Raw genomic sequence first — 13,894 nt, forward strand, 5'->3', positions numbered from 1 at the left:
GACTGCTTACTTGCCGGCCGAATATTCGACGCCGATTTCATCGACATATTCCTCGGCATCCTGAGCAGGCGCGTGGGTTGCCATGCGCGGCGCGCTGGCGCCCTGAGCGGCGTTCTTGCGCTTGCGGCTCAGGAACGGGCAGCGATCCTGAGCGCGCTCGCTGTCGTCGGCGAGGAAATACTGCTTCCATTCGAGATTGCCTGGATCGCCGTAAAAACCGAGATCCGGATGCGGTTCCACCTCGTCCCACGTACGCAAACGTTCGCGCACCTGGTTGCGCGCTTCGCGCCCGATCACCTTGTTGGTGATGGTATCGACGAACACCGCGCGCGGCTGGAACAGCAGCACCATGCCCGGCCCGAGATTGCGGCTGTGACGCTTCTTGAACGAAGGGCACGCGCACACCACGAACATCTGCACGCCGCCGAACGAGAATTCCCAGGCTTCGTCGGAGGGATCAGGCTGGAAGTCGGCGCCGGGCGCCTTGTCCACGTTATGCAGATGCTGGAGCGCACCCCAAAAGTGATCGTGATAGTCCTCGTGCGATAGCGGCTGCGCATCGGGCTCGAAGAAGATCGCGATGTTGTGACGGCGGAATTCGACCTGATCCGCCAGGCGCGCGAACGTCGCCATCGTCGCGGGCAAAGTGCTGAGTTCCTTGCCATCGACGTAGGAATAGAACATCTCGCCGCGCCGCTCGGCGATGGTGCCGAAGAAACACGGGTAACCGTCCGACAGCACCTGTGAACGCAGCGTTTCATAAGAGCTGGCGAGCCACGGCGGGATGTCGTTCAAGCCCACCTGATCTTCCAGGATGATGCGCGCTCGCCAGTCGCTTACTTCGCGTTTGCGGCTTTCGACCGCCACCGCGCTTTTGTTTTCCGCCTGCATGATCCTCTCCATCTCAACGGTTTCTGTCCGGGTTTGCTGTCTGCGCGGGCCGTTGGCGCGCACGGATACAACAAACACTCCCCGCGGATCGCGCGTTGCGAGCCCGTCGGGTCAATCAGTCATCCGGATCGTTCATCGAAGAACGGAGCTGGGGAAATACTTGCCTGGCGAAAAGCATCCGGACGCGGTCGGTCTAGCCGCCGCGTTTTACTGCGTGTTTCAGGCCGCAACCGCGGCCGTGGCTGCAGCCGAGGCAGGTGCGCCTTCGAGCAGTTCGGCGATCCACTCCTCGGGAATGATCGGCTGGTCGTAGGTGCATTCAGGGCATACCACCGTCGAGCCATGCAGACGGCCATCAGGAATCAACACCTTGTCGCCCTCGCCCATTTCCAGGCGCATGCCGAGATTGCCCCAGAACAGCATCTGCGTGCCCACCCCGCCGCTGCGGATCACGACCAGACGGTGATCGTTGTGCACATGCGTGGTCGAACAGAGATCGCGCGGCTCAATAAAGGTTTCGCGATCGATTTCCGGGCACTCTGCTTCGATGCGCGTCGCGATCTTTTCGGCCCACTCGATGTAGTTGTCGATCGCAGACAGCCATTTGAGCTGCTCGCCCAGATCCCAACGGCCACGCTCCGCGAGCTTTTCGCCCGCGCCGAAACCCTGGCCCACGCGGTACAGACCTTCTGCACCGTAGGCGTTATCCACTTGCGCGAGCGCACGCGAGAAGCGCGCGACGAGATCGTCGGTGTCCACCGGCGCGCTGCCTGGCTGCACGAGATGCGGGCAGGCTTTCGCGAGTGCGGCAGAGAACGCCAGCGCTTCGGCTTCGGCCGTGAAGGTCGCACCGAGTAGCTGGAACGCGCGATCGGGGCGCGTACCGAGCGCATACAGCAGATTGGCCTTGGCCATGCTGGTGGGCAGATAGAACTGCCAGTACGAATGCTCGCGCTGCGTCGCACCGACGAATTCGGCCACACGCGCCAGCATCGGATCCTTCGCGGGCGTGCTGGTTTCAGGACGATCGGCGGGCTCGACGAAGTCGAAATAGCCGGCCGCCACCGCGCGCTCGACCGCCTTGCGACGCGACGGCGCGAGACTGTAGCGCTGGATCATGATGAAGCGCAGACCCTCGATCAGATAATCGTTGCGCATGAGCAGCGCGAACATATCAGACCAAAACTTTTGCTCGGCCTCCAGTACCGCACGCAACCGTTCCTCATAGCGCGCGACGGTTTCGCCGCGGCGGCCTTCGCTGCCGAGGAACGTAAAGCCGTAGTGCTCCAGGAACGGACGGATGCGCGCGCCCAGCACCTGGTTGCGCTCTCCGTAGAACGCATCGAAACGCGCGAACTCGGCGACCGCATCCGTAGCGTGGGCTTTTGGCGCACGCGCGATGCCCACTTCGTTGAGCGACATCAGCAAACGTTGCGTCGCCAGCGACGGCAAACGGCTTACCCGATCGGCGGGCACGGGTTTCTTGAATTGCAGAAACTCAAGGTCTTCCGGACGCAGCGGCCGACGATAGTAGTCCTCATCGAGTTCAAGCTCTTCGACCGCCGCGCTGCGAAAAGCGTGATGCGACGCAAATTCGCGAATCAACGCAAGCATTTCCTCGCGCTGTGCGACGTAAGGTGAAAAATCGAAAAGCGCAGACGAGTTGTCCGCCATACAGACCTCCACGGGAGATGCGGGATATCAGGCGTGCGAACACGCAAACGCATTGCCCGACTGACCGCTCAATTGGAACGCCCTCGCGAGGCTGCCGGCGACCAGCCCAATTAGCGCATCGCGATGGGTATTGATAAAAAAATGATCCGCGTCGAGCGTGTGCTGCTCGCACGCACCCCGCGTTTCCAGCGACCACGCCGCAAGATTCACCGGATCGCACGCGATCTCGCGATCCTGCGCACCGCCCGCCACCAGCATCGGACAATCGAGCGGCACACGCTGCCGGTACGTATAACTGCCGCATAGATGAAAATCGGCCCGCAGGAACGGCAGCACGAGATCCATGAATTCGCGGTTCGCCAGCAATTCCTCGGGCATACCGTTGAGCGAGCGCACTTCATCCACAAACTCGCTTTCCGGACAGCTCAGCCAGTGCAGCGCGCGCTCGCGGCGGCTTGGCGCCTTGCACGCCGAAACACCGAGCCAGACCGGCTCGACACCGTGACGCTCGCGAATCGCATGCGCGAGTTCGACGGCGATCAGCCCACCCATGCTGTGCCCGAAGATCGCAAAGGGCCCCTGGAGATACGAGACGACATCGTCGAGCAACAGATCGAGCAGCGCAGGCCACGCATGCAACGCGGGCATCGCGTGCCGCACGCCGCGTCCGGGCATGTGCAGCGGCGCGAGCTTGATCCAGCCGGGCAGGCGCTGCTGCCACTCGCGGTACACCGCGGCGCTGCCACCCGCATACGGCAGACAGAACAGCGTCAGCTCACCTTCTGCTGCCGCCTTTTGCGACGCGAAATGCGACATCAGGCCGATGAAGCGGCATTCGTTTCGGCAGCGGCTTCCATCGCCTTGCGCAGGCTCGCGGGGCGCATGTCAGTCCAGTGCTCCTCGATATAGGCCAGCACATCTGCCTTCAGGCCTTTCTTGCCGACGGCCTGCCAGCCGGCGGGAATCTGCTTGTAGCTCGGCCAGATCGAGTACTGCTCTTCCTGATTGATCACGACCTCGAACTCGGCGTTTTCGTCATCCCAGCTCACTTTTCCTGCCCTCCATCCGTTTCAGTTAAGGCCTGCTTGATGCCCATTGAATGAGAATGCTTCTCAATCAGAATAGAAAGTTAATTCCTCTGATGATGAGTGTCAAGGGGATTCACTCAAGCCCACACGAGCTTTAATGACGTTCTAACGGGTGTCATTGAAAAAGCGCGGGGTTGCCTTCAAAGGGCTTACGGTTTGCGGGGATGCGGAGGTTTTTGGGGGCACGGCGGTGAACTTCCGGACAAGCACGATTCATCCGGCTTGCCCGATGCCGCCGAACTCGCCGTGTTACGCGCCTGTTACGTGGACGGGGCCGTCCGGCCCGCGGGCGTATTCGGGCGCATCCGGCGACGGCCGGTGGCGCGCGCGTGCCGTGCACCGCGAGGATCTGGCGGCCCTCCTCGATCACCCTGCGGATGAACGCAGCCAGCACGCGAAGGCGGTCGCCCAGGCCAAATTCTTGGACTACTTTGGAGGTAGTCCAAGAAAATAGCCGCATCCCCACTGGGTCAGTTTTGCACGCCTCTTCCCGGCATACACTCCGGCACTTCAACTTATGCCTTCTCCTCCAGCAGGAACGCAAGCGCCTGCTTGGCGGACGACCGCTCGATCTAGTAGCAGTGCCAGGTATATCGTGGAATCCCCAACCGGCGACGACGGTGAGATGCGATACCCCGCACTGCGGACAAGTGGCAAAGCGCCTAAAACAGAGTCCGGCCACAACCTGCCATTCAGCGCGCAGCCAAACCTGCCGTTAGGATAACTTCACTAACGAACACCGTTCGCGTCCGGCAACGAGTGGCTGGAATAAGTCTGGACTATGCCACTTGCATCGAACACAGTGCGTGAGGCAATGATCTCACCTAGGCATCGGGTAGCGATCGGCTAGTTTCAGCCATTCGACATTCTGCGTGAATCGTCGACAATACGTACACTTAGGTCATGTCAATATCGAGTTGATTCATTAACCATTGATTTTTATATAAATCAGGAATGAAGAAAGTCACAAAATTGGTCACAGCTTTAGCGATATCAACGTGCGCTTTTAGTTCCTCAGCGTTTACGCCGACAATTTATTCGAAGGGAATCTCGATCCGCTTCGACGAGGGGAAATTTTCACTATCGGATCACGAGAAATCTCGACTGGCAAAGTTGATCGTGAATCTGGACGACTTTGTATCGCTGAATGTCTTCCTTGTCATCGCTCACGGAGACGTGGTATCAGGCGATGAAAATCAAGATTTTCAAACTATGCTTGCTGGCGCGCGCGCAAATGCGATCAATAGTTTTTATGCTGAGCGCGCTTCGCCTCAGTTTCATGCTCTCATTCACACTTTCACTGAGCCGATAAAAGCGGGGAGTCAGGTAGATGAAGTTGGGCGTGCGGAGGTCGTGGTCGAGGGATTCTGTAAACCTGGGAATGACGTAGTGTGCAAGGAGCATTGGCCTCCCAGCCAAATTATTGAGCGCGAGTGAGCTGGCTTACTCGCGCTGGAAGCTACTCTCACCCGTTGATCGGCAGTTTTAAGGAAATCTGAACGGACACTGCTCGCGTTCAGCAGCCACAGGCTGGAACGGGTCGCACTCGGCCGGCCGCTCGACTTCGATGCTACCTTGGCTCATGTAAACTGCATGAGCACGTAGTCGGCCATAAGCGGTCGTTCGACAACGATGCGTTGGTCGTCGGCAATCGACGTTGTTTAATCACTGCGGCGGCTAACGCATGAAAGGCGAAATGGGGACTTTTGGTGATCCACCAAACGTTGCAGTCATCGTAACCAGGAGCGTTGTGTACGAGCAGGATTGGATCGCCTTTGTGTCGCACGACTATGAGGACGGTGCGTGGCAATTTCACGGCTCTCAATCTAACCCAATGCAGGAAACCGATGCGCTTGTGGCAAGTTCGCAAAGTATCGTTCAGTTGGACGACTCGGTTCGAGATTTATCCGATCTTCCAGTTGGGTGGCACGCCTGGCGAACCACAAGGGAAATGCCGTGGCTCAGGGCGGAGACGGAAACGTGAGGTCGCTCAATCGCCGCTTAGGGCGAGTCTCACTGTCCATCAATCTTGGTCGCTTTGAGCCTATCCGCCGCCGCAGCGCGCTCCTGCGCGCCTGATGGGACGGTAGCCAGGCCAAAACCCGCCGCTCAGCGAGCAGCCGAAGCTGCCGTTACATCGACCGGTTGATTCCGCTGCCAGTTTCGGCCACTCATGGAGGCAAACGGACTGCGCCTACTTCACACGCGCAATTGAAACTTAGATGGATGTCGAAATAGTTGTTGACCTCAAAAATCTCCTTAGATATCGTTCTAATTAGACGCTCATCTAAGGATTCGTTATGGATAACGAAGAGATTGCCGAAATGGTTCGGGTGTTGAAGGCATTGGCCGATGCTACGCGCCTCAAGATTCTTGGGTTGTTGACGGAATGCGAGTTGAGCGTCGGCGCGATTGCGCAAGCCCTGAAACTAACCGAACCGACTATTTCTCACCATCTTGCCCGGCTTGCTGAGGTCGAGTTAGTGACGATGACCAAGCTCGGCAACACTCGAGCCTACGCACTCAATGCTCCGAATCTCCATAAATTTCAAAAACATTTCGACCTGACGCCGCCCGAGGAGCAAGCGGCTGTTGACGTACTTGCAGAGGTCGATGCCGAAACACAACGAATCCTCAAGTCGTTCATTGTTGGGGGGCGTTTGATCAAAATTCCGGAGATGCGGAAGAAACGTCGTGTCATTTTGCACTGGCTCGTTGATCAACTAGATCCGGCTTCCGAGTACTCTGAGAAAGAGATCAACGCGTTTCTCAAACAGTTTCACGAGGATTTTGCTACGCTGCGCAGAGAACTGGTCGACAATCTGTTGATGACACGCCAAAATTCGATTTATCGCCGGTTGTAATAGACCGAGCGTGTTCAGTTTCGACGCCGTTAGTTCGAACGACCGTTATCGCAAGATTTGATTGTCTCTTGTGGGTCGCTTGCAGCCAATTCCCCGCACACTTCAAGCGAAGCACGCGTGCTCAAGCCGATACGACCGGCCGGTCGTTTGCTATTTCGCCCACGCTGGACACGGCGCAGTTCTGCACCAACCCAGTTCTGCCCCAGGACATTGACGTGCCGGAGCTGTCCCGCTTCGCTGCGCAAGGGCAATCCGCTCGCCCTGAGACGCAGCTTGAACGGTGCGCCGGTTTAAATCGCACTTCGCCGCGCTCCGCATCGATTCAACTCGCGGGGCGCGATAACTTTCCCTACGTCTCACAACGCGCGCGATTCAAGCACCATCATCACCGCGTCCTTGATACGTTCGCGCTCAACCGTATAGGTTTGCATCAACTGTTCGCGATCGTGCATGGCAATCGCGTTCAACAGAGACCGTTCGAGATGGGCATGCATCGCGTCATCCGGACGATTGGCTTCGGTTGCCAGCGCACGATAGCGATCGGTCAACCGGATCAGCCTCAACGCCTCGCGACGGATGATTTTCTCCGGCGACAGGTCGAACAAACAGGCATAGAACGCGTAGTACTCCTCGATCCACGCCGAACGCTGACGTTTGCTCAGGTGTTCGTCGAGCTTCGATAGCATGGCGTCCAGCGTCGCCGTCTGCGCCTTGTCCGGCCACGCGATCGACAAAAACAGTTCTCTCTCGATCAGGAACCGCGCGCGATAAAGCTGCGCCGCTTCGCTCGACGACAGCGGCGCCACGAAAAAGCCGCGATTTGGATCGTGCACGATGACACCCACTGCAGCCAGCAGATTGAGCGCTTCGCGCACCGGCACCCGGCTGATATCGAAGCGCTCCGCCAGTTCGGACTGCCGCAATTGCTGGCCCGGCGAGAGCGTACCCAGGTTGATCAGCTTGCGGATATCTTCGGCAACCTGCGCGGGGATATCGATATCTTTCAGTTCGATTTTGCTCACGGGATTCGTCGTCTCTCTAGCGTTTGAATGCGTCGGTGTTCGCATCTCACAGCCGCTATTCTAAGGGCAGTGCCAGCGCGCCTGTTCGCCAGCCGCGACAACGGCGACCAGGCGCTCGCTCACATCCCGATCAGGCAATCCCGGCGCGGCGATCGCGGATCAGAAAGATGATGAACATCAGCCACGAAACACCCAGCCCGAAATAATCGAAATTGCGCAGCGGACGATAATCCGCATAGCCAAGCCCGGTCGAACCGATACATGCCGCCGCCGTCAGCAGCAGACAAATGCCCACTGCGATTGCCGTTTCTTTTTTCATCTCGATCTCCTGATTCAAGCTTTGCCATGCCGCGCGGAAGAAAGCGGCTGGCTCAGAGGCTCGGTGCCGGTCTCGTTTTTGAAGTAGCCCTTCCAGCCATCCCAAAGCCACATTGGTTTGAGTGTGGGACGGAACACCGAAGCCATATAGCCGCTATAGGCAAGCAGCAGCAGGCCGTTCATCAGCAGTTCCTGCGGGCCCGAGAAAAGCTGACGCGGCGTCGCAACAACGAAGGTGTTGAGCCAGAAGATGGTTACCGTAGTCGGCATTTCCAGAATGAGGGCAAGCATCACGAAGCGGTTCGTCAGCAGCATCGTGCCGAAGACGAACTCCATGTACTTGACCGCGGGATACAGGTGGATCGTCGTGGCGGCCGCAACGTAGGCACCGCCGACGCCGGGAATCGGTGGAACATATCCGCTCGTGATGTATCGGATACCCGAGAAAAAGAGGTGGGCTCCGAAGTAGAGCCGCAGCCACATGATGACGTACTTCCATGGTGAGGTGCTGGCGCTGTTCATACACTGTCTCCTGAATACTCGTTAATAAGTCTTCCAACCACGAACCGTGGAACGCCGGGCGAAAGCGCTGCGTAGGTGCTCCGCTTGCCTCGACGAATCCCGGTCACAACTCACTCACCCACACTGACCGCCGGTTTTCCCGGCGTGCCGATGCGGGCGAGCAGCGTCTCGTCGACGTCCACACCGTAGCCGGGGCGCTCGTTCGGGTAGGCAAGACCGCGATGAAAGCGTTGTCCGCCCAGCGCGAGATCCTCGCCTGCGGGAATGTCGTCGCTATTCCATGCTGCATGCACCGCGAGCGGCCCGGCGCTTTCGCTCATGAACTGGCAGGCCCACTGATCGGCGACCCATAGATGCGTACTCGGACAGGCCTCGATCCCGGATCCGATCAGGGTGCTGCAAAACACCGGCAGGTCGTAAAGCCGGCACACGGCCAGGAAGCGCTGAGACTTCAGCAGACCGCCCACCTTTTGCACCTTGAGAATGACGCCATCGGCGCTACGCCGTTCCGCGATTTCGCGCAGATGGTGCAGTTCCTGCGCGCCCTCATCCGCATATATCGGCGTCTCGACACGCTCGCGCAGACGCGCCATCCCATCGCGATCCCAATGCGGCAACGGTTGCTCGACGAAATCGAGCCGATACCGATCGAGCCGCCTGATCGTGCGCAGCGCTTCTTCATAGTTCCAGGAGCCATTGGCGTCCAGCATGATGCGTGCGCCGTCGCCTAGTGCAGTGCGCACGGCCGCGGCCGTTGCGATATCGTTCTCAAAGGTGCCGCGGCCCACTTTCAGCTTGAATGCCGCGTAGCCTGCCTCCCTGGCGGCCACAGCCGTGCTGGCGACCTGCTCCGGCTCGCCCGCCGACAGCACCCAGCCCAACGGCACCGCCTCGCGCGTGCGGCCGCCGAGCAGGTCATAGACCGGCACACCCAGCGCTTTGCCCTTCAGGTCGTGCAGTGCGCAATCGACCAGCGCCTTGGCCTGATTGTTATCGCGTGCCAGCGTGTCCATCGCGCCGACGATCTTCTCGATATTGCGCGGATCCTCACCAAGCAGGATGCGCGGCGCAAAGACGTCGCAGATCATGCTGACAATCGACGCCTGGCTTTCTCCGCGATACCAGGACGACGTGTCGCCGGACTCCGCCACGCCCACCAGCCCGGTATCGGCATAAACGCGCAGCAACACGGTATTCAGGCAGGTGATCGTCACGTTCGGTAGTCGAAGCGGCTTCTTTAACGGCATCGACAATGGGATGCATTCGATTCGGGTGATTTTCATGGCAATAAGAGGAGCGAGGTTCGAATAGACGTGGCGCGCGCCACGATGTGTCATGAGGCTTCGGCTGCGCGAGCGCGAATCGATCGGCTGACGCGCATCAGCAGCACGATCGCAAGGCCAACAGATACGACGTAGCAGGCAACGAACGCGTGACCGAGCGCGCCCGCCCCCGCGAACAGCACACGCGCCACGAGCGCGACAACCGTGGGCCCGAGCGCAAGCCCGAACAGATTCGTCACGAGGTAGTAGATCGCGGTGAGCTTGCCCATCATGTTGCCGGGCGTGAGATTGGCCATCGTCGCCCCTCCCGCGACGGCGAATACCGCAAAGAAGAAGGTCTGCGCCGCATACGCCAGGATGCCCAGTTGCGCGGATTCGATCCACGGAAACGCTGCGGTGACGAGCGCAGCAATCGCGGTCGAGACGATCGCCACGCGCACCGGCGCGTCGACCATCCCCCGCTTGCGCAGGCGATCGGCAACGCTGCCCCAGATCAGCAGTCCCGCCGGAGACGCGATCAGCCCGACGGCCCCCAGCGTCTGACCGATAACGGGGCGGCTATAGCCCATGGTTCGCGCGATGATCTCGGGCAACCACGCCATCTGACTGCCAATTGCAATGCCGTATAGGCAGATCGCACACCACAGCGGCAGATAGACGCTTTTGCGCGTCCAGGCATATCGCAGGGCATCGCCGTAGCTGACCTTGTCGGCGCTCACGGCGTCGCGGCGCGTAGGTTCGCGCACGAGCCAGAGCATGAGCGCAAGCGGGATGCCAAGCAGGCCCGGCACCACCAGCACGAACTGCCACGGCTTGAGCAGACCCAGCAGCGGAATCCCGGCGAGATGGCCCGCGGCCGAAAACTTCAGCAAATAGCCGCCCAGCACGAGCGCGAGGCCTGTGCCCAGCAACGGCCCGATGTTGTAGATCCCGAACGCCAGGCCGCGACGCTCGGGCGGAAACGCATCGCGGATCATGGATGCAGCGGCGGGCGGCAGCACAGCTTCACCAACCCCCAGACCAATGCGCGTCAGGAACAGAAGCAGATAGGTCTGGCTCAGACCGCACAGAATCTGCACACCCGACCACAGCAACATCGCACCGCCGAGCAGACGCTTGCGACGCCAGTTATCGACGAGATAACCGGCCGGGATGCCGAGCACGCTGTAAAGCAGCATGAACGACAGTCCGAGCAGCCAGCTCACCTGCAAGTCCGATACGCCCAGATCCTGCTTGATCGGCCCGACCACCAGCGAAATCGCGCCACGATCGATGAACGACACCACATAGACGATCGTAAGGATCACCAGCAGCGGCCAGCCACCAGCGCTGATTGCCCCTTCGGCGACAGTGAAAGGCGCCTGCGATCCGCCGGCGCGATCGGCGGAACGAGGCGGTGCGTCGTGCGCAGTGGGGTTCTCGTACATTGCTGTCTCCTATGAAGCGATATTTTTTATGTGATCGGCTTCTGTATTGGGTTTCGCTAGCGGTCCCACGCAGGCTCATCAACCGCTGCGCGCGCCGCAGTCGTACCTGAGACGATGAATTCGGCAATATCGCCCATCGAGTTGTAGTAAGGCCCCCATAGCGACCCACACTCACCGATGGCATAAAGACGCGGAATCGGCCGGTCGTCATGGTCGAGCACACGCTGGCGCGCATCGTGTTTCGGGCCGCCGTGCGTGTTGAGATAAGTCGGGAACATTGGGCCGATTGCGTAATACGGCCCGGTATCGAGCGACACGAGAAAGCTGCTACGCCCGTGGTCAGGATCGTTGCCCTGCTCGCAATGCGCGTTGTAGCGCGCGACCGTGTCCTTCAGCGCCTCCGGATCCAGGTGACCGGCACGCGCCACGCCGGGGATGTCAGGCCAGCAGCACTTGAGCGCCAGTTCCTCCAGCGTGTCCGCGCTGATGATCGAGCCTTCATCCAGCTCTGCGAGGTTATCGGCGCTCCAGGCAGGCGTGCGTGAATTCAGCGTCGTCATGGCCGCGCCACCCGCGCGAACTTTCTCATCGAAAATCTGGAATACCGGAACGTGGCTGAATTCCGGCACCTCCGGCGTGGTGGCGAGCCAATTGTCGCGATTAGCCAGGCCGTGGCGCACCTCGGCCGTGTCGGTCGTTTCGTTGTGAAAGCGCTTTGCATGCCGGTCAACCCATATCAGGCTGCCGCCATCCTTGAATGCCCCCGAGTTGTAGCCGAATCCGGCAATGCGATTCAGGTCGTACGTCACATAAACATGCCCGCGCTTCGACTTGATGCCCCAACTGAGCGGTCCCGCCACGGCATTCATGTGCCAGAGTTGCGCGCCCACCGCCTGCGCCATACGAATACCATCGCCCGTCAAATTCGGACTGCCAAGAAAATAAACAGGACAAGGTGTGATGAATTGACGACACATCGATTCGTCGGCTTCGAAACCGCCGCTGGCCAGCACAGTCGCCTGGCGGGCCTTGACTGCCAGCGTCTCTCCGTCGGCGGTGCGTGCCTCGACACCGAGAATCTCGCGCGTCACCGGATGCTGCACGAGTCGCGTGACCGTCGTACTACAGCGCACGCGCGCGCCGCGCTGCTCAGCCACCGCCGCAATCGCGTTATACAGTCCCGCTCCGCCGGGCGCCGACACCACGCTCATGCCCTGCACGCTCTCGCTGCCCGGCGCGCCGGGAAACTCGGGGAAAAAGCCCGGCGCGCTGAATGGCTTCGGATTGTCTTTCAACGGCAGGCCGAGTTTGTGCTGAAAAGCGGGGATGGCCTTCAGCCCCTGTACAAACTGTTTGAGCACACTTTCGTCGGTTTGTCCGGCGCACAGCCAGTTCATGTACTCGAAGGTCGCCTGCTCGTCGTTCGACGTCATGATGAGGCCACCGGCGACGCACACCGAATTGCCGCCACCGCGCTCGCCTTTTTCGAGGATCAGCACATCGGCGCCCAACTCTGCCGCACTCAGGGCGAAGGTCGCGCCCGCGCCGCCGTATCCCACCACCACCATATCGGCTTCCAGGTCCCAGCGGGGCGAGGACCACGTCACCGTCAGTTCATTGTTCTGCATCGATTCTCTCGCGACAAACGGATGGGTACACTCAGGCGGCCTGGTTCACCGGCTGTTCGGCCGAACGCAGCCGGTCATAGATTTCGTTGTAGCGAAGCACCGGTGCATCCATGGCGAGCATGATCATCTTGCTGTCCGGCGAACGGCCGATCAGCTCCTGCTGTGCCTCGATGATGAATTTGTCTTCCTGAAACGCCGCGTCGGCAATGCCGAAGCAATGTGCCTTGAGATCAGCGCCCTTGGCCCACGGGCCGAAGTTGTAGAAGAACTTCGACTTCGTCGCACTGACGGGCGTGATCATCTGGTTGGTGCAGCGCGCGAAGATGGGGGCTTCGACGGAACCGTCGCTGCCCATGCGCTCCTGAACGCCGGGCGCGTAGGAATGAATCGTCAGGATGAACACGCCGGGAACGAGGAAGGTGCTCACCACGCGGTCGTCGGACGGCACTTCGCCGAAATACGGATTCGACTGACGCCCCGCGTGCCAGCGGTCGGCCTGCACGCCGCGCTCAAGCACTGCCATGCCTCGTTTCGTTTCGCTCTCTTTCATCAGCTTGAGCGATTTCATGTTGCTGCCGCCGAAGGTCGATTCGTGCACAAACGGCGCGTGCGAGAGATCCAGCAGATTGTCGGAGATCAGTTCAGCGTTTGCGTCGATGTCGAAGCTCGCGCAGACCATCGCCCAGTCCGCGTCGTCGGGGCCGATGATCGGCGGAATCAAGGCAGCGTCCGCTTTTTGCGGATCGCCCATCCAGACCCATGCGGCGCCGTGGCGCTCCTCGATCGGATAGGCACGCACGCAGACTTTGGCCGAAATGCGCTCCTGGCCGGGGATTTCGGTGCAACGGCCGTCGGCGGCAAACTTCAAACCGTGATACATGCAGCGCAGTTCATCGCCCTCCTTGCGCCCAACGGTCAGCGGCACGAGCCGATGCGGACAGCGGTCTTCCAGTGCGGCCAGCGTGCCATCCGACTTGCGATAAATCGCAAGCGGCTCGTCCATCACCGTGAATGGCACGATTGCGTCAGCGGAAAAGTCCGCGGCCCATCCCACCATGTACCAGCAGTTGCGAAGGAACATCGTTTGTCTCCTGATCGATTGATGCGGCCCGCCATGACGGCAGAGCCATCGTCGAAATCAACAAATAGTATTCAATTTAGTATTCATCATGTTATG

14 protein-coding genes are annotated in these 13,894 nt (G+C 60.0%); 3 read left to right on the forward strand and 11 right to left on the reverse strand.

The window, feature by feature from the left end:
- Positions 1-6: 6 nt before the first annotated feature.
- The 4 genes from BBA01S_RS42745 to BBA01S_RS25320 all read right to left on the reverse strand — a co-directional run bounded on the left by BBA01S_RS42745 (position 7) and on the right by BBA01S_RS25320 (position 3,614).
- The gene (locus BBA01S_RS42745; protein WP_042297886.1) at positions 7-891 is read right to left on the reverse strand and encodes a YqcI/YcgG family protein; all 885 of its coding nucleotides are present in this window, start codon (positions 889-891) and stop codon (positions 7-9) included.
- Positions 892-1,110: 219 nt separating this feature from the next.
- Positions 1,111-2,565 carry a cupin domain-containing protein gene (locus BBA01S_RS25310; protein ID WP_027818882.1) on the reverse strand — a complete coding sequence of 485 codons (1,455 nt, stop codon included), beginning with the start codon at positions 2,563-2,565 and terminating at the stop codon, positions 1,111-1,113.
- Between the two features lie 27 nt (positions 2,566-2,592).
- Positions 2,593-3,381, reverse strand: coding sequence for a thioesterase II family protein (locus BBA01S_RS25315; RefSeq protein WP_027818883.1), 789 nt, complete (start codon positions 3,379-3,381; stop codon positions 2,593-2,595).
- Positions 3,381-3,614, reverse strand: coding sequence for an MbtH family protein (locus BBA01S_RS25320; protein ID WP_027818884.1), 234 nt, complete (start codon positions 3,612-3,614; stop codon positions 3,381-3,383). Before BBA01S_RS25320 ends, BBA01S_RS25315 begins: the two co-directional genes overlap by 1 nt.
- 993 nt (positions 3,615-4,607) lie before the next feature.
- On the opposite strand from BBA01S_RS25320, the gene BBA01S_RS47030 reads away from it, so the two are divergent.
- From BBA01S_RS47030 to BBA01S_RS25335, 3 genes are all read left to right on the forward strand, one after another.
- Entirely contained in the window at positions 4,608-5,090 is a 483-nt protein-coding gene (locus tag BBA01S_RS47030; RefSeq protein WP_156966080.1) for a hypothetical protein, read from the forward strand.
- A gap of 247 nt (positions 5,091-5,337) precedes the next feature.
- A complete protein-coding gene (locus tag BBA01S_RS25330; RefSeq protein ID WP_027818886.1) occupies positions 5,338-5,637 on the forward strand; it encodes a hypothetical protein in 300 nt (99 codons plus the stop codon).
- Positions 5,638-5,953: 316 nt separating this feature from the next.
- Positions 5,954-6,517 (forward strand): DUF2087 domain-containing protein, encoded by a 564-nt coding sequence (locus BBA01S_RS25335; RefSeq protein ID WP_027818887.1) that lies wholly within the window; start codon positions 5,954-5,956, stop codon positions 6,515-6,517.
- 356 nt (positions 6,518-6,873) lie between these two features.
- On the opposite strand, the gene BBA01S_RS25340 is transcribed toward BBA01S_RS25335, so the two are convergent.
- The 7 genes from BBA01S_RS25340 to BBA01S_RS25370 all read right to left on the reverse strand — a co-directional run bounded on the left by BBA01S_RS25340 (position 6,874) and on the right by BBA01S_RS25370 (position 13,798).
- Positions 6,874-7,539: a GntR family transcriptional regulator gene (locus BBA01S_RS25340; protein ID WP_027818888.1), complete on the reverse strand. Its 666-nt coding sequence runs from the start codon at positions 7,537-7,539 to the stop codon at positions 6,874-6,876.
- Between the two features lie 130 nt (positions 7,540-7,669).
- Complete coding sequence (locus tag BBA01S_RS25345; protein ID WP_027818889.1) at positions 7,670-7,858, reverse strand: hypothetical protein; 189 nt, start codon at positions 7,856-7,858, stop codon at positions 7,670-7,672.
- A 14-nt stretch (positions 7,859-7,872) separates the two neighbouring features.
- Positions 7,873-8,379, reverse strand: coding sequence for a hypothetical protein (locus BBA01S_RS42750; protein ID WP_042297888.1), 507 nt, complete (start codon positions 8,377-8,379; stop codon positions 7,873-7,875).
- A gap of 110 nt (positions 8,380-8,489) precedes the next feature.
- On the reverse strand, positions 8,490-9,716 hold the full coding sequence (locus BBA01S_RS25355; RefSeq protein WP_322787838.1) for a mandelate racemase/muconate lactonizing enzyme family protein: 1,227 nt from the start codon (positions 9,714-9,716) through the stop codon (positions 8,490-8,492).
- Positions 9,713-11,089, reverse strand: coding sequence for an MFS transporter (locus BBA01S_RS25360; protein ID WP_027818891.1), 1,377 nt, complete (start codon positions 11,087-11,089; stop codon positions 9,713-9,715). Before BBA01S_RS25360 ends, BBA01S_RS25355 begins: the two co-directional genes overlap by 4 nt.
- A 56-nt stretch (positions 11,090-11,145) precedes the next feature.
- Positions 11,146-12,717, reverse strand: a complete 1,572-nt coding sequence (locus BBA01S_RS25365; RefSeq protein WP_027818892.1) for an FAD-dependent oxidoreductase — start codon at positions 12,715-12,717, stop codon at positions 11,146-11,148.
- A gap of 31 nt (positions 12,718-12,748) precedes the next feature.
- Positions 12,749-13,798: an aromatic ring-hydroxylating dioxygenase subunit alpha gene (locus tag BBA01S_RS25370; RefSeq protein ID WP_027818893.1), complete on the reverse strand. Its 1,050-nt coding sequence runs from the start codon at positions 13,796-13,798 to the stop codon at positions 12,749-12,751.
- Positions 13,799-13,894 lie beyond the last annotated feature (96 nt).

The sequence above is a fragment of the Paraburkholderia bannensis NBRC 103871 genome (assembly GCF_000685015.1).
Classification (GTDB): domain Bacteria; phylum Pseudomonadota; class Gammaproteobacteria; order Burkholderiales; family Burkholderiaceae; genus Paraburkholderia; species Paraburkholderia bannensis.

Bases quoted from the DNA above. Each gene is read 5' to 3' on its own strand.
- BBA01S_RS42745 (WP_042297886.1), bottom strand. From the start codon at position 891: ATGCAGGCGGAAAACAAAAGCGCGGTGGCGGTCGAAAGCCGCAAACGC.
- BBA01S_RS25310 (WP_027818882.1), bottom strand. From the start codon at position 2,565: ATGGCGGACAACTCGTCTGCGCTTTTCGATTTTTCACCTTACGTCGCA.
- BBA01S_RS25315 (WP_027818883.1), bottom strand. From the start codon at position 3,381: ATGTCGCATTTCGCGTCGCAAAAGGCGGCAGCAGAAGGTGAGCTGACG.
- BBA01S_RS47030 (WP_156966080.1), top strand. From the start codon at position 4,608: ATGAAGAAAGTCACAAAATTGGTCACAGCTTTAGCGATATCAACGTGC.
- BBA01S_RS25330 (WP_027818886.1), top strand. From the start codon at position 5,338: ATGAAAGGCGAAATGGGGACTTTTGGTGATCCACCAAACGTTGCAGTC.
- BBA01S_RS25335 (WP_027818887.1), top strand. From the start codon at position 5,954: ATGGATAACGAAGAGATTGCCGAAATGGTTCGGGTGTTGAAGGCATTG.
- BBA01S_RS25345 (WP_027818889.1), bottom strand. From the start codon at position 7,858: ATGAAAAAAGAAACGGCAATCGCAGTGGGCATTTGTCTGCTGCTGACG.
- BBA01S_RS42750 (WP_042297888.1), bottom strand. From the start codon at position 8,379: ATGAACAGCGCCAGCACCTCACCATGGAAGTACGTCATCATGTGGCTG.
- BBA01S_RS25355 (WP_322787838.1), bottom strand. From the start codon at position 9,716: ATGACACATCGTGGCGCGCGCCACGTCTATTCGAACCTCGCTCCTCTT.
- BBA01S_RS25360 (WP_027818891.1), bottom strand. From the start codon at position 11,089: ATGTACGAGAACCCCACTGCGCACGACGCACCGCCTCGTTCCGCCGAT.
- BBA01S_RS25365 (WP_027818892.1), bottom strand. From the start codon at position 12,717: ATGCAGAACAATGAACTGACGGTGACGTGGTCCTCGCCCCGCTGGGAC.
- BBA01S_RS25370 (WP_027818893.1), bottom strand. From the start codon at position 13,798: ATGTTCCTTCGCAACTGCTGGTACATGGTGGGATGGGCCGCGGACTTT.